The sequence below is a fragment of the Pedobacter roseus genome, assembly GCF_014395225.1.
GTDB lineage: Bacteria > Bacteroidota > Bacteroidia > Sphingobacteriales > Sphingobacteriaceae > Pedobacter > Pedobacter roseus.
The window spans coordinates 4,150,030-4,164,670 of record NZ_CP060723.1; the positions used below are offsets into that span (position 1 = coordinate 4,150,030).

The window sequence follows — 14,641 nt, forward strand, 5'->3', positions numbered from 1 at the left end:
TTTAAAGGTAATAAAAGCATTAAGATTTCATATTGATCAGCAGAAATCATTTATTTTATTACATTAAAAAGTAAGGGAGAGTTTTAATGCGGGCGTTGCGTTGAAACCATACATAGTATCTGAACCGATTACCGATGGCATTACCTTAAAAGAAAGGTTATCGTCGATATTGAAAAAATGCAACCGCGCAGCAACATAAGCGTCAATAATATTGGCTGCATACAGTAGTCCATAAGAGAAATATACAATCTGCGAATTCCGCTTATATAAACTTTTCCCATCCAGAATACCTTGATTGGTATATTGTGTCAGATCACTTTTTAACCCGGGATTTGCCTCCCGGTATTGTGCCTCTGCCAAAAAACGTTTATAGTTCTTCCTGCTATCCATAAGGGATAAAGTAAGTGCTGTGGCACCACCATAAATGGCTACAATTTTACCACCGGTATATAGTTTCTGTAATACCTGGCTTTTGCCTGCCCTTGTACCATAACCATCATTCAGCAATTGGATATTGTATAACTGCCCCCAGCCGGGTATTAGCATCGATCTAAAAACAGCTTTCCTGCCGGCAACTTTACCGGGATTTACATATTTAGCCTTTAAAGAGTCCTTTCTGGTTAAAGGTTTTTTGGCTGTATCTAAAGATTTGGTCAGTTTTACTTTTGAAGTATCAGCAGGTTTTAATACCGTATCCTTCACCTGCGCCGAGGCAAGGTTTACCATAAAAAATGTAAATAAAGTAACCAGTATTAAAAGCTTAGTCCTTTGCATTACCAGTCTAATAACTCTAAAATTCTATTCAGGTCGTCATCGCTCATAAATGGGATTTCGATCGCCCCTTTACCGTTCTGACTTACTTTTAACTTTACGCGGGTTGCAAATTTAGAGGCCAGATCGTCCTGCAGTTTCTGATACTGGAAAGAAACTGCTCTTTCTTTTTGCTTCTCGCTTGCAGGTAAAGGAATATGCTGCAAATTGCGCACAATTTCTTCTACTTTACGTACGGAAAGGTTTTTATCAAGAATTTCCTGGTGGATATACAACTGTTTATCAACGCCATCAACATTAATCAAAGCCCTTGCATGGCCCATGCTGATTTTCTGATCGCGGATAGAAGCCTGTATGGCTGGCGGGAGCTTCAACAAACGTAAATAGTTGGTCACCGTTGTCCGGTTTTTACCTACACGCTCGCCCAATTGTTCCTGTTTTAAGCCTACTTCATCAATCATCCGCTGGAAACTCAGGGCCACTTCGATGGCATTTAAATTTTCGCGCTGAATATTTTCAATCAATGCCATCTCCAACATCTGCTGGTCGTTAGCACTGCGGATATAAGCCGGGATCTGTGTTAAACCAGCAAGTTTCGAAGCCCTGAACCTGCGTTCGCCCGAAATTAACTGGTATTTATTGGCACCTAATTTCCTCACCGTAATCGGCTGGATCAGCCCCTGTACTTTTATCGAATCGGCCAGCTCGTTTAAAGCTACCTGGTCAAATTCGGTACGTGGCTGGTATGGATTGGTTTCAACTTCAGTTAAACTTACGTGACTGATATTGCCAATCTGCTCGGTTTCGCTCACAGCATTTACCTGCTGTTTCGGCGGATGAGAAGATTCGCTATCATCTAAAAGCGCACTTAACCCTCTTCCTAAACCTGTTTTTCGCTGAAAAGATGTCATCTATAATTTATAAAGTTGCTGTTCCAATGTTTTCTTCTTCCTTTAACAGGCCGTTTTTCTTTACAATCTCACGGGCAAGGTTAAGGTAGTTAATTGCGCCTTTACAGTTCGCATCGTGCATAATTACTGAAACGCCATAACTTGGCGCTTCACTTAAACGGGTATTACGCTGAATAATGGTATCAAAAACCAATTCGTTAAAGTGTGTTTTCACCTCTTCTACCACCTGGTTCGATAAACGTAAACGCACATCATACATGGTTAACAGAATACCTTCAATCTCTAAATCCGGGTTTAAGCGGTTCTGCACAATTTTAATGGTATTTAATAATTTACCCAAACCTTCTAAAGCGAAATATTCGCACTGTACCGGGATAATAACCGAATCTGCAGCGGTTAAAGCGTTGATGGTAATTAAACCCAGTGATGGAGAACAATCGATGATAATAAAATCATACTGATCTTTTATTTTCTCCAAAACCGCTTTCATTTTATACTCGCGGTTGTTCAGGTTAATCATCTCAATTTCTGCACCAACCAAATCAATGTGGGCAGGCAGTAAATCTAAATTTGGTGTATCTGTTTTCTGAATGGCCTGTAAAGGGTCAATATCATTAATAATACACTCATAAATACTATCTTTAATATTTCGGGGATCGAAACCGATACCTGAAGTCGAATTTGCCTGAGGATCAGCATCTACCAGTAAAGTTTTGTATTCAAGAACGGCCAAACTCGCAGCCAGGTTTATAGATGAAGTTGTTTTACCAACACCACCTTTTTGATTTGCTAATGCAATAATTTTGCTCATCGTATGTATCCGAAATTTACTTAACGTTTATTTGGGCTGTGTTATTTATGCGTTTAAATTGCCAAAAAGTTCTATTTTTGCCATGTTTACGGCCTTTTTCACAATCAGCTAAGATACAAACTATATGGCAATTTTAGCAAGAAGCGCATTTGGGTTTTACACATCTTATTAACAATTATCCATGATCACAATAATAGCCGCTACCAACAGGCCCAATAGCAATACGCTAAAAGTTGCCAAATATTACCAAAGGCAACTAAAAGAAAGAGGTGTTGATACCAATTTGTTCAGTTTGGAGCACCTGCCAATTGATGTGCTTAATACCGACATGTATGGTAAAAGATCGGAAGCTTTTCAGGAAATCCAGAACATGATTTACCAGACCGAAAAGTTTTTGTTCATCATGCCCGAGTACAACGGCAGTTACCCTGGTGTGCTAAAAGTGCTGATCGATGCCTGTAATTTCCCGGATAGTTTTTATGATAAAAAAGCTGCTTTAGTGGGCATTTCTTCTGGAAAATATGGTAATATCCGCGGTGTTGACCATTTTACAGGCGTTTGTCACTACATTCACCTCAACATTTTGCCATTGCGCCTGCATATTCCAAATATTAAGGCCGAGTTAGATGCAGAAGGCAATTTCAATCATCCTGATACGATAAAATTTACCAGCGAGCAGATAGAAAAGTTCATCAATTTTTAATAAAAAGCCTTTTTTCTGCAGGCTGAAGATTGTTGTGACGTTCCGTAGGAACGATTCCTGGGTAGCCAATTGCAAAATTGGCGTTTTCGTTCCGTAGGAACGTTTGGTGTTTTACACATTAATACCTGTACAGGCCGCGCCACCTAAACCCGATGGAAGCGACACGAAGGATAGCGAACAGCGGGATGGTATTAACCCAATTGCTAAGAACCTGCTTTCCAAAAAAAAGCTAGAATCTGTTTTTGAAAAGCAAAACCTGTGTTTCATGGTAACGTTAATCCTGTTTTCCGCTCATACGCCTGCAGGCCTTAGCCGCCGGGCCGGTATCCGCTTCAACCAGGTTTAAGAAACAAAAAACTGTGCGTAAAAACCCCCATAAGCTTCTTTCAAAAGATAAACTTCTTTCTGCACCCTGTAACCCTAAATCTTATTACAGGCCGCGCCACCTAAACCCGATGGAAGCTACACGAAGTATAGCGAACAGCGGGATTGCATTAACCCAATTGCTAAGAATCTGCTTTCCAAAAAAAAAGCTAGAATCTGTTTTTGAAAAGCAAAACCTGTGTTTCATGGTAACGTTAATCCTGTTTTCCGCTCATACGCCTGCAGGCCTTAGCCGCCGGGCCGGTATCCGCTTCAACCAGGTTTAAGGAACAAAAAACTGTGCGTAAAACTCCCTTAAGCTTCTTTCAAAAGATAAACTTCTTTCTGCACCCTGTAGCCCTAAATCTTATTAAAGGCCGTGCCACCTAAACCCGATGGAAGCGACACGAAGTATAGCGAACAGCGGGATTGCATTAACCCAAATGCCAAGAACCTGCTTTCCAAAAAAAAGAAAAAAGTATAGTAAGTTTTTTGTTTTGGAAAGCAAAACCTGTGTTCTATAGCAACGTCAACCCTGCTTTTCATTTCAAGTCCGCACTCGTTCCTCGCTTACGGGCTTTCCGTTACAATCAGGTTTAAGGAACAAAAACTGTACTTTTAAATTCAAAAACGAGAGTTTAAAATGGAAAAAACCCTTCCAAAATGAAAAGGTTTTTTTTAGCTTTTTTTCGATAAAAACGAAATAAATATCATATCTCATTTAAATACAACAATTTACAAACAAACCTGATTCACTGGCATAACAATTGGCAACTGCCCGATAAGATGATATTTATTTAACCTTTGTTATGTATTTTAGTTCATCAGCAAACAGATTTAATTATAAGCTATTTTTACCACGAAAAGAGAGAAATTGCTTTGCGATCCTTCGCGAAAAACTTTGCTCCCTTTGCGGTTAAACTAAAACACCATGAAAATTAAAACCAAGCTCCGCCTCGGATTCGGGTTTCTCTTTATAATCGTAATATCCTTTGGATTGATTGCGCTTTTTTACCTAAACGAACTGTCCGATAAATCGAAGGTAATTCTTAAAGACAACTACAAATCGCTGAAATATGTTGCTGCCATGCGCAACATTATCGACCAGAACCAATTTCCATTAAACAGCCAACAACAGGCCACGTTTACCGAAAATTTAAAAAACGAAGGTAAAAACATTACTGAACCTGGTGAAAAAATGGCTTATCAGCAATTGGAAGGCGCTTTTAAAGTACTGGGAAATCCGCAACCTGAAGCTATTAAATCAGATCGTATTAAGGATTTACGCCTGGCGCTCCAAAATATCGAACAGGTAAACATGAAAGCCATTTATGATAAAAATGAGCTGGCCAACGAAGCTTCATCAAGGGCGAACCTTTATATTATGATTGCTGCTACCTTAAGCTTTATCATTCTATTTACTTTTATTGTTAATTTTCCGGGTTTTGTGGCCAATCCGCTTGCCGAGTTTAGCGCTGCCATTAAACAGATCAGTCGCAAAAATTATAAACAGCGACTGCATTTTGAAAACGGCGACGAATTTACCGAACTGGCCGACTCGTTTAACGGCATGGTGGTTAAATTAAACGAATGGGAAAACAGCAATTTATCAAAAATAAAATCAGAAAAATCGCGTATCGAAGCCATTATTGCACAGATGCAGGATGCCATTATCGGTTTAAACGAAAAAGGAGAAGTGCTTTTTTTAAACCACCTGGCTGCAAAACTGATGAACCTTGATGAAGATAAGGTAATTGGACAAAATGTTGCGGAACTGATGCAAAAAAACGAACTGTTAAAACGCATTATTAAACCTGAAACAGCTGATAATACATTAAAAATTTATGCTGATGACAAGGAATCGTATTTCCTTTTAGAAAATCGCGAAATTATTATCCCAAATTACGAGGAACAGGAAGAAAAAGCTTTAATTGCTGCTTCAAAATCGGCTGGTAGTGTATATATTTTGAAAAACATCACCCAGTTTAAGGAATTGGATGAGGCCAAAACGAATTTTATTGCAACGGTTTCGCATGAATTAAAAACACCATTATCATCTATCAAAATGAGCTTGAAACTGCTTAATGATGAACGTGTAGGTGCGATGAACGAAGAACAGCACGAGTTACTCAATCACATTAAAGAAGACAGCGACAGGCTTTTAAAAATAACCAGCGAGCTGCTCGATCTTTCGCAGGTTGAAACCGGCAATTTAAAACTCACTTTCGCCCTCACTAAACCTGAAGATATTGTACAATATGCTATTGATGCGGTTAAATTCCAGGCAGAGCAAAAATCCATCAACCTGGAACTAAACTGTGATAAAAATCTCCCTAATGTGAACGCCGACATCCAAAAAACAGCCTGGGTGCTGGTCAATTTTTTATCTAACGCTTTGCGTTACAGTTCAGAGAAATCGAAAGTGGTCATCGATGTTTTGCAAAAAGATAAATTCATTGAGTTTTCGGTAAAAGATTTTGGAAAAGGAATAGATGAAAAATATCAAAAACGCCTGTTCGACCGGTATTTTCAGGTGCCTACAGATGGTCAGAACAAATCGGGATCGGGCTTGGGATTGGCTATTTCTAAAGATTTTATAGAAGCAGAACAGGGAAAAATATGGGTAGTGAGCGCTATCGGAGAAGGAAGTAAATTTTGTTTTAGTTTACCTGTTGTGGTATAGATTCTATTTCCTTTTAACCGCAAAGAACGCTAAGTCTTACACAGAGGAAACAGAGAAAGGATGTAAGATGGAGGATAGAAAATGGAGGATAGAAAATTGCACCGCCGAACGCCATCCACCCAGCGCTACACAATATAAGGCTCCATTTCCTTATCAATACTTTTGCGTAATTCCATTAATTTAATGGCATAGCCATGCATCGCAATTTCTTTTTCTGTTTTTGGTTTGAAAGAGGGGATTGCTTTTGGTTGGCCATTATCATCAACGGCTACAAAAACAATGATGCAATGGGTATTTTTCACAAAATCAGTTTGTCCCACCGGTTTAGAAAAAGCATCAACTGCAATGTGCATGCTGGTTTTACCGGTATAAATAATGCGGGCTTCCATTTTAACCAAGTGACCAATGTGCACCGGGTGAAAAAAGCGGATACCACCCACATAAACGGTAACGCAATAACTTTGGCTCCATTGTAGGGCACAGGCAAAAGCAGCCTGGTCAATCCATTTCATCATCATACCACCATGCACTTTACCCCCATAATTAACATCAGAAGGTTCGCTTAAAAATTGAAGTTCGATATGATTTTTGGTTCTGGGCATGAGGATATTGCTTAATTTTAAGGTTTGGCTAAGATATTAAAATACGGTATAATTAAAAAGCCGCAAAATATTTAACCACAGATAAAAAGGATAAACACAGATAGAAAAATTAATCTGTGTTTATCTGTGTCCATCCGTGGCTAAAAAAAACTAAAAAATAATCATCAGCTGGTTACAAATGACGCCACAAAATATTTAACAATGGATAGAAAAATTGATCCGTGTTTATCTGTGTCCATCCGTGGCTAAAAAAACCTTAAAAATAGACTTTAATTGGTAACAATTAAAGCCGCAAAATAGTTAACCATGGATAGAAAAATTAATCCATGTTTATCTGTGTCCATCCGTGGCTAAAAAAACCAATCAAAAAGTCGTAGCGAGACGCTACGACTATAGAGGTGTCAGTTGGTAACAACTGACACCACATCTAAACCGCACAAAATTATTTCTGCATAATGCTAATCGCATAACCACCACCAGGTGCACAATATTGTGTCAATTTCGTTTTGTTGCTCACTTCCATTTTGCGGATGGTATAGGCTTTCGGATTGGTTTCATAATTGGCATCCTTTGCATCAGCATAAATGGTTGCCATGTATTTTTTACCCGGATCCAGGAAACTGAAGTCGATTTTGGAAGTACGGGCTTCCTCATCATTGGTACGACCTACAAACCAGTTGTTTTTTCCTTTAGCTTTACGTGCAAAAGTGATATAATCTCCAGGTTCTGCTTCTAAAACCTTGGTATCGTCCCAATCTACTGCCACATCTTTAATAAACTGGAAAGCATCCATGTACTTGTTATAGGTTTCTGGTAAATCGGCAGCCATTTGCAATGGACTGTACATCGTTACATAAAGCGCCAGTTGACGCGCCAAAGTACTGTGTACAAAAGAAGTATTTTCAGGATTGTAAGCACTAACCCTGGTTTCGAAAATACCAGGGGTATAGTCCATCGGTCCGCCGATTAAACGGGTAAATGGCAAAATAGTGGTATGATCAGCATTGTTGCCGCCAAACGCTTCATATTCGGTTCCCCTTGCCGATTCGTTTCCAATCAAATTTGGGTAAGTACGCGCTAAACCTGTCGGACGAACCGCCTCATGTGCATTCACCATAATTTTATATTCGGCTGCTTTTTGGATCGCATATAAATAATGGTTGTTTAACCATTGGCCATAGTGGTGCTCTCCCCTCGGGATCATATTGCCTACATAACCACTTTTAACGGCATCATAACCATTGGCTTTCATAAATTTATAAGCCGTATCTAAATGGCGCTCATAATTACGTACCGACGAAGAAGTTTCGTGGTGCATAATCATTTTTATGCCTTTACTTGCCGCATAACGGTGCAGTTCTTTTACATCAAAATCAGGGTAAGGGGTTACAAAATCAAACACATAATCTTTTGTTTTACCAAACCAATCTTCCCAGCCTTCGTTCCAGCCCTCAACCAAAACCGCATCTAAGCCATTTTTAGCAGCGAAATCGATGTATTCTTTCACATGAGCTGTATTTGCGGCATGTTTTCCGTTAGGTTTTGTTTTGGCATAATCGGTTACACCCAATTGTACACTGGTTAAATTGTTATAGGCCCAGGTACTCTTTCCGGTGATCATTTCCCACCAAACACCAACGTATTTGGTTGGTTTAATCCACGATACATCTTTAAATTTTGTTGGTTCATTAAGGTTGTATGTAAGCTTTGAAGTTAAAATATCGCCAGCTTTATCGCTCACGATAATGGTGCGCCAAGGCGATAAACAAGGTGCCTGCATATAACCTTTATCGCCAACGGCATCGGGTGTTAACCACGATTCTAAAACCATGTTCTTATCATCCAAATTTAGCGACATTAAAGAATAATTGATCAATGCAGCTTCGTGGATATTGATGTACAAACCATCTTTACTCTTCATCATCAAAGGCGTTTGTAAGCCGGTTGGTGAAAAAGTAGTTTGCGAGGCATTTGGTGTTACTGCAGCTTTCATTTTACCACGAACTTCTGATAAGTTTGAAGTCACCGTGCTGTATTCCTGCGTATCGTAATCGCCCGGAAGCCAAAATGCTTTATGATCTCCAGCCAATGCAAACTGGGTTTTCTCTTCTTTTATGACGAAGTAATCCAGATTCTTCTGCTCAGGAAATTCATATCTAAATCCCAAACCATCATTAAACAAACGCAAACGCACAATTATATAACGGTTTGTTTCTTTTTGGGTAAGGGTTACCGCCAGCTCGTTGTAATGGTTTACGATTTCTTTAACCTCGCCCCAAACCGGTTTCCAGGTTTCGTTAAAAGTGCTGGTTTTGGTATCGGTGATGGAGAAACCATTCATTAAAGATTTTCCGTCTTTAAGCTCCAGTCCCAGCTTGCTGGTTTTTATAACGTCTTTTCCTTTATACTTTAAGCTGTAGGTTGGCACCCCTCCTTCAGCCAAAGCAAAGCTAGCCAACAGATTGCCATCCGGCGACTTCAAATCTTTTCCGGGAACGTTCCCGAAAACATCTCCAACAAACAGCAAAACACATATTAAAGTAAGGATTTTAGAGCGGTTAAAGAATTGGTTAAGTTTTTTATTCATGTTATCATTTATTTATCGTTATTACTATTTATATCACTCTGAAACTTGCAGGTTTTGATTTGTTCAATACTGAAAAGATATTTAATAAATGAGATATCAATTGTATCTGTTCGGGTACTAATCAAGTCAAAAAGACCTCGCAGGTTTTAAAAACCTGAGAGGTCTAAATGAACCAATATTACTCTAAAAGCAACGCATCGTCGTCGTCCGTTAAACTCAGCTGCACACTATCACTACCTGCAATGCCTTCTATCGAACCACGGATGTGCGTGGCGTTTAACAACACTTTTTCCAATTGTTTTTCACGGGCTTTCCATAAACGTTCCATCGCATCACGCTCCCTTTGGATGGATAACTTCATGCTCATAAAACCTTCACGGATTGCTTTCCACTGTTCTGAAAACTCCGCTCCCATCAGGTAATCGTAAAGCATGTGCATTTTATCACCACGGTTTTCCTGCGATTTCATCGCGCTTGACAAACGCAGAATCCCATCGCGTAAAACATAGGCTACAGCATTTACCTCTTCGAAAGAACAGATCCATACGCCATCACGCTGACCGAAACAATCCATGCCTTTAGGGTAACATTGACTCACGATAACCGCTACATCAACACCCATGCTCCGCATGTCTTTCTTCAGTTTTTCGATCCAGTCGCCCCCAAAATCTTTGGTACGCTTACTTTCATAAATAATTTTGCCACACTCCTGTCCAAACTGATTGCGTACCACCTGCACACAATCGGCCCCGCGAACGCCTTTACCAACTTCTTCAATTAAATCGAATGGAAAATTGCTTCGCAGCAATTCTTCTAAAATCAGTTCCTGCACCTCGCCCTGTAACTGCATACTGCCCTGCTCGGCCTTGCGTTTCATTTCTTCGGCAAGCTTTTTCTGATCATCGAGCTGTTTTTCCAATTCTTTTAAACGCAACTGATGCTCGGTATCTTTAATGCTGTTTTTTTCGGCTTCCTGTTTACGGATTTGCTCTACCAGTTCGTTGCGCTGTTCCTGCATTTTACGCTGAAAAGCCAGTTCCATTTCTTCCTCTTTCACTTTCAGGCTTTCCTCGCGACGTAGAAACTCCAGTTCTTTCTCGCGGGCCAACCTTAATTTTTCGGCATTGTCTTTCGCAGTACCTTCCAGCATCTGTAATTTTGTTTCAAAATCAGCAGCAATGCTTTTGCGCAGGTTTTCTTCCAGGTTATCTTTAAGCTTTGTTTTTTCTTCAGCCAGTTGTGTTTCAAAAGCCTTTTGTTGCTGCAGTTTTTCAGCATCTAAAGCCGCAACCTTATCCTGATATTCCTTATCGCGCTGCTTCGTAAAAGACAACATTTTTTCACGGAGCTCTTTTTTATAATCTTCGGCCATGGCTTCTTCCATCGGAAAAACATGGGCACAATTGGGGCATTTTATTTCGGTAGGCATAAATTATTTTTTTACCGCTGCGAATTTTCGGTTTACAAAGATATTAAAGCTTTTTCAGGATTGGATAGGCAAGTTTTGCACCATTAATTAAAGCACTTTCGATCTTACTTCGTGCCCTACCGTCAAAATTTTACTCACCGGACATTTAGAAGCAATATCTTCCAGCCTGCTTTTTTGCTCCTCAGTAAGCTGTCCTGTACAGGTAATTTCTTCAAAAAACACCATTTCTCCATTTTCTGTATCGGTATTTACTTCTACCTCTATTTTATCAACCGGCCATTCCTTTCTATCCACGTACATCCTTAAAGTAATGGCTACACACGATGCCAAAGAAGCCATTAACAAACCTTTTGGTGCAAAGCCTTTATGTGTTCCGCCTAATTCTATCGGTTCGTCTACTATAATATCGTGAGAACCATTACTTACCGAACACGCATAGTGCTCTTTATTTATTGTTGCTTTTACCATTTACCGGATATTTTAAAAAATTAAACTTACCAAATTTTATGCTTTGTTGAGATTTTACGAAACATTATAAGATAGCATTTGTTCCTTTTAAAAATGCTACGTTATGAAATACAGAAAGTTAATCGGAAAATATTTAAAGCACGAAACAGATAACAGTGCAAAAATAGCGCTTGCCCTGGTGGCCGGTTTAGCCGCAGGTGCAGTGATCAGTATTTTATTTGCGCCTGATAGCGGTGCAGGTACCCGTGGAAAAATTGCAGGCGGTGCCAGAAATCTGCGTTACGGATTTCAGGATAAATACAACCTTTTGAAAGAAAAGGTTTTTGGTGTTGAAGCCATTGAAGAAGATATTGTTGAGCAAGAAGTTCCTCATTTTAAACACACCGTTACGAAGAAACGTAAATCGGATGTGAAAGAGATCCTGGAAAATGCACATGAAAATGGTCAGGTGCAGGAAGGCCAGGGATAAAAGATCTTAATAGAAAGGCCGTCATCTCGACTGAAGCGCAATCCCGAACTTTCGGGGAGAGCTTTATAATAGACTTCTCAACTGCATTGCACACAGCTCGGAATGACGGCATTCCAAGGCTAATTTCTTAGCTTTACTGGATAATAACTGCACATGTTTTTTATCCTCTCCAAAATCTTATTATTCCTCATTAAACCAATTATTTGGGTTTCTGTCCTTTTAATTTTGGCACTTGTAACCAAGCGTTCCAAAAAAAGGAAGCAATATTTAATTTTAAGCTTAATCTTTTTCTTCTTCTTTTCTAATGGTTTTATTGTTGGCAAAATCATAAACAGTTACGAGGCCGGCTATCCTAAAATACAGCAATACGATGTTGGCATTGTGCTCGGCGGTTTTTCGGGTTTAAACAAACGCAATGATGAAATTGCCTTTAGCGGCGCTAGCGATCGGTTATTTCAGGCCATTGCCTTGTATAAAAAAGGTATTATTAAACAGATTTTATTGAGCAGCGGAAGTGCAAACCTGATTGATAAAGAAGTAAAAGAAGCTGATTTAGCCCTAAAATATTTAAGGTTGATCGGCATACCGGATTCTGCCATATTGATCGAAAACCAAAGCAGAAATACCATCGAAAATGCACGGTATAGTTTGGCATTGATTGCAAAAAAGAATCCACAGGCAAAAGTTCTGGTCATTACCAGTGCCTGGCACATTCCAAGAGCCAAAATAATTTTCGACAGGCACACCAAGAATAAAATAGAATATTATCCCACCAATTTTTCAAGAGGTACTGAATTTGAATTGGGCGATTTTATTATTCCAAACACAGCTGCTTTAGGTACATGGGAGCTATTGTTTAAGGAATGGATAGGTTTGCTTGTAGATCGTATAAGGGGTTAATTGGTTAAGCGTTTAAATTGGTTAATTGTTTAAAATGGAGCTAATACAGTTAACCAGTTTATACAATTTAAACAATTAACCTTAAACTATCCTTCAATCGCTTTCCAAAGCATATCTTTCAGCTCCAGAATGTTTTTTTCTGCTACTGATGAGATAAATATTGATGGGATTTTTGGCAGATCATGTTTCATTTCTTCCATCAGTTCATCATCCAGCATATCCGATTTGGTGATGGCCAAAACATGTGGTTTTTGCATCAATTCGGGATTGTAGGTTTCCAGTTCGCTTTTAAGAATTTCGTATTCTTCTTTAATGCTTCTGCTTGTATCGGCAGGAACCATAAATAACAGCACCGAGTTACGCTCAATGTGACGAAGGAAACGGTAACCTAAACCTTTACCTTTTGATGCACCTTCGATAATACCCGGAATATCGGCCATTACAAAAGATTTACCTCCGCGGTAACTTACAATGCCTAAATTAGGAACAATGGTGGTAAATGGATAGTCCGCAATTTCTGGCTTGGCCGCTGAAACCACTGAAAGTAAAGTCGATTTTCCTGCATTCGGGAAACCTACCAGACCAACATCGGCTAAAACTTTCAATTCTAAAATGTTCCAAACCTCTTGTCCCTGCTCGCCTGGTTGCGCAAAACGTGGTGTTTGCTGAACCGAATTTTTAAAATGCGCATTACCTAACCCCCCACGACCACCGGCCGTTAAGATTTTGGTTTCACCATCTTTGGTAATTTCGAAAAGTACCTCTCCTGTTTCAGCATCTTTGGCGATGGTACCCAGTGGAACCTCTAAGATTTCATCTTTACCCTGCTTGCCAAATTTGTGCGAACTGCCGCCAGCGCCACCATCTTCGGCAATGATGTGTTTGCGGTATTTAAGGTGCAATAATGTCCAGATATGGATACTGCCTTTAACGATAATGTGGCCGCCACGACCGCCATCACCACCATCAGGCCCACCCATTGATGTCAAAATATCACGATGCAAATGTGCCGAACCTGCCCCGCCTTTACCAGAACGGCAACAAATTTTTACATAATCTACGAAATTCGAACCCTGTGACATATTTTATTATTGAAATGTTTTAATGTAGGAACGTTGAAATGATAGTTCCTTTAAAATTAAAGAGTTATAACGTTTTTAACATTATAACTCCTTTTATCTTTTTGAAATACTGGAGGACCTAAAACTGTGTCTTAATCCCTCGCTAAATCATTGTTAATTTAAACTTTATACTGATCAATTACTGCGCAAAGATCGTTATATACTGTTTCTATTTCACCGATTCCGTTTACCTTGTTTAATTTTCCCTGCTCCTCGTAATAAGGTAATACATGGATGGTTTTATCAAAGTATTCTGAAATACGTTTTTTAAGTTTTTCAGCGTCATCATCTGGTCGGCCACTAACTTTATGGCGCTCTGCAATACGCTTTGTTAATTCGTCCTGATCTACATCTAAAGCAATTACGCCGGCAACTTTGCTGCCTTTGCGCTCTAAAAATAAATCAAGCTCTATCGCTTGTGGAACGGTACGCGGAAATCCATCAAACACAAATCCTTTTGCATCAGGATTTTTATCCACCTCTTCTTCAAGCATGGCAATTGTAATCGCATCAGGTACCAATTCTCCATCAGCTAACAATTGACTAACTTTTTTTCCTAATTCGGTTTCTCCTTTAACGTGAGCTCTAAAAAGATCGCCTGTTGAAACGTGTACCAACTGATATTTTGCAATCAGTTTTTCAGATTGGGTGCCTTTACCCGCCCCTGGAGGGCCAAAGAGAACTAAATTAAGCATTCAAGTTGTTTAGGTTGTCTTCAAAATTAAAAAAAGCCTTATTCCTATGGCTCTGTTAAAAGTAATAATCAAATCACTGATTAATAGGATTAGACATTGCTTACTTTCAAGGCTGCAAATATATAATT

General features: G+C 39.3%; 13 protein-coding genes. 4 read left to right on the forward strand and 9 right to left on the reverse strand.

Features of this window, described 5'->3' with window-relative positions:
• Nucleotides 1-63: 63 nt before the first annotated feature.
• From H9L23_RS16950 to H9L23_RS16960, 3 genes are read right to left on the reverse strand one after another with little or no spacing between them, the layout of a single operon-like run.
• Nucleotides 64-774: a DUF5683 domain-containing protein gene (locus tag H9L23_RS16950; RefSeq protein ID WP_187591501.1), complete on the reverse strand. Its 711-nt coding sequence runs from the start codon at nucleotides 772-774 to the stop codon at nucleotides 64-66.
• Nucleotides 774-1,682: a ParB/RepB/Spo0J family partition protein gene (locus tag H9L23_RS16955; RefSeq protein ID WP_025145807.1), complete on the reverse strand. Its 909-nt coding sequence runs from the start codon at nucleotides 1,680-1,682 to the stop codon at nucleotides 774-776. The genes H9L23_RS16950 and H9L23_RS16955 overlap by 1 nt, the downstream gene beginning before the upstream one ends.
• 7 nt (nucleotides 1,683-1,689) lie before the next feature.
• A complete protein-coding gene (locus tag H9L23_RS16960; RefSeq protein ID WP_113950964.1) occupies nucleotides 1,690-2,493 on the reverse strand; it encodes a ParA family protein in 804 nt (267 codons plus the stop codon).
• Nucleotides 2,494-2,674: 181 nt separating this feature from the next.
• Here H9L23_RS16960 and H9L23_RS16965 point away from each other — a divergent pair, with 181 nt between their 5' ends.
• Together H9L23_RS16965 and H9L23_RS16970 are read left to right on the forward strand one after the other, a co-directional pair.
• Nucleotides 2,675-3,196: an NADPH-dependent FMN reductase gene (locus H9L23_RS16965; protein ID WP_187591502.1), complete on the forward strand. Its 522-nt coding sequence runs from the start codon at nucleotides 2,675-2,677 to the stop codon at nucleotides 3,194-3,196.
• Between the two features lie 1,294 nt (nucleotides 3,197-4,490).
• Nucleotides 4,491-6,242: a HAMP domain-containing sensor histidine kinase gene (locus H9L23_RS16970; RefSeq protein ID WP_187591503.1), complete on the forward strand. Its 1,752-nt coding sequence runs from the start codon at nucleotides 4,491-4,493 to the stop codon at nucleotides 6,240-6,242.
• 125 nt (nucleotides 6,243-6,367) lie between these two features.
• Here the strand turns inward: H9L23_RS16970 and H9L23_RS16975 are convergent, their stop codons facing one another.
• From H9L23_RS16975 to H9L23_RS16990, 4 genes are all read right to left on the reverse strand, one after another.
• Nucleotides 6,368-6,844, reverse strand: coding sequence for an acyl-CoA thioesterase (locus H9L23_RS16975; RefSeq protein ID WP_187591504.1), 477 nt, complete (start codon nucleotides 6,842-6,844; stop codon nucleotides 6,368-6,370).
• Between the two features lie 442 nt (nucleotides 6,845-7,286).
• A complete protein-coding gene (locus H9L23_RS16980; RefSeq protein ID WP_246474721.1) occupies nucleotides 7,287-9,431 on the reverse strand; it encodes a glycoside hydrolase family 97 protein in 2,145 nt (714 codons plus the stop codon).
• A 178-nt stretch (nucleotides 9,432-9,609) separates the two neighbouring features.
• Nucleotides 9,610-10,860, reverse strand: a complete 1,251-nt coding sequence (locus H9L23_RS16985; RefSeq protein WP_187591505.1) for a DUF2130 domain-containing protein — start codon at nucleotides 10,858-10,860, stop codon at nucleotides 9,610-9,612.
• 87 nt (nucleotides 10,861-10,947) lie between these two features.
• Entirely contained in the window at nucleotides 10,948-11,328 is a 381-nt protein-coding gene (locus H9L23_RS16990; RefSeq protein WP_223190994.1) for an OsmC family protein, read from the reverse strand.
• Nucleotides 11,329-11,431: 103 nt separating this feature from the next.
• Between H9L23_RS16990 and H9L23_RS16995 the strand changes: the two genes are divergently transcribed.
• Both H9L23_RS16995 and H9L23_RS17000 read left to right on the forward strand, forming a co-directional pair.
• Nucleotides 11,432-11,797, forward strand: coding sequence for a YtxH domain-containing protein (locus H9L23_RS16995; RefSeq protein ID WP_187591506.1), 366 nt, complete (start codon nucleotides 11,432-11,434; stop codon nucleotides 11,795-11,797).
• A 225-nt stretch (nucleotides 11,798-12,022) separates the two neighbouring features.
• The gene (locus H9L23_RS17000) at nucleotides 12,023-12,697 is read left to right on the forward strand and encodes a YdcF family protein (RefSeq protein ID WP_187591507.1); all 675 of its coding nucleotides are present in this window, start codon (nucleotides 12,023-12,025) and stop codon (nucleotides 12,695-12,697) included.
• Nucleotides 12,698-12,783: 86 nt separating this feature from the next.
• Here the strand turns inward: H9L23_RS17000 and obgE are convergent, their stop codons facing one another.
• Nucleotides 12,784-13,779: a GTPase ObgE gene (gene obgE / locus H9L23_RS17005; RefSeq protein ID WP_187591508.1), complete on the reverse strand. Its 996-nt coding sequence runs from the start codon at nucleotides 13,777-13,779 to the stop codon at nucleotides 12,784-12,786.
• A 158-nt stretch (nucleotides 13,780-13,937) separates the two neighbouring features.
• Entirely contained in the window at nucleotides 13,938-14,513 is a 576-nt protein-coding gene (locus tag H9L23_RS17010) for an adenylate kinase (RefSeq protein ID WP_025145826.1), read from the reverse strand.
• Nucleotides 14,514-14,641: the final 128 nt, after the last annotated feature.

What these genes read in the sequence shown, in the direction of transcription:
- H9L23_RS16950 (WP_187591501.1), bottom strand. Translation starts at nt 774, where the DNA reads ATGCAAAGGACTAAGCTTTTAATACTGGTTACTTTATTTACATTTTTT.
- H9L23_RS16955 (WP_025145807.1), bottom strand. Translation starts at nt 1,682, where the DNA reads ATGACATCTTTTCAGCGAAAAACAGGTTTAGGAAGAGGGTTAAGTGCG.
- H9L23_RS16960 (WP_113950964.1), bottom strand. Translation starts at nt 2,493, where the DNA reads ATGAGCAAAATTATTGCATTAGCAAATCAAAAAGGTGGTGTTGGTAAA.
- H9L23_RS16965 (WP_187591502.1), top strand. Translation starts at nt 2,675, where the DNA reads ATGATCACAATAATAGCCGCTACCAACAGGCCCAATAGCAATACGCTA.
- H9L23_RS16970 (WP_187591503.1), top strand. Translation starts at nt 4,491, where the DNA reads ATGAAAATTAAAACCAAGCTCCGCCTCGGATTCGGGTTTCTCTTTATA.
- H9L23_RS16975 (WP_187591504.1), bottom strand. Translation starts at nt 6,844, where the DNA reads ATGCCCAGAACCAAAAATCATATCGAACTTCAATTTTTAAGCGAACCT.
- H9L23_RS16980 (WP_246474721.1), bottom strand. Translation starts at nt 9,431, where the DNA reads ATGAATAAAAAACTTAACCAATTCTTTAACCGCTCTAAAATCCTTACT.
- H9L23_RS16985 (WP_187591505.1), bottom strand. Translation starts at nt 10,860, where the DNA reads ATGCCTACCGAAATAAAATGCCCCAATTGTGCCCATGTTTTTCCGATG.
- H9L23_RS16990 (WP_223190994.1), bottom strand. Translation starts at nt 11,328, where the DNA reads ATGGTAAAAGCAACAATAAATAAAGAGCACTATGCGTGTTCGGTAAGT.
- H9L23_RS16995 (WP_187591506.1), top strand. Translation starts at nt 11,432, where the DNA reads ATGAAATACAGAAAGTTAATCGGAAAATATTTAAAGCACGAAACAGAT.
- obgE (WP_187591508.1), bottom strand. Translation starts at nt 13,779, where the DNA reads ATGTCACAGGGTTCGAATTTCGTAGATTATGTAAAAATTTGTTGCCGT.
- H9L23_RS17010 (WP_025145826.1), bottom strand. Translation starts at nt 14,513, where the DNA reads ATGCTTAATTTAGTTCTCTTTGGCCCTCCAGGGGCGGGTAAAGGCACC.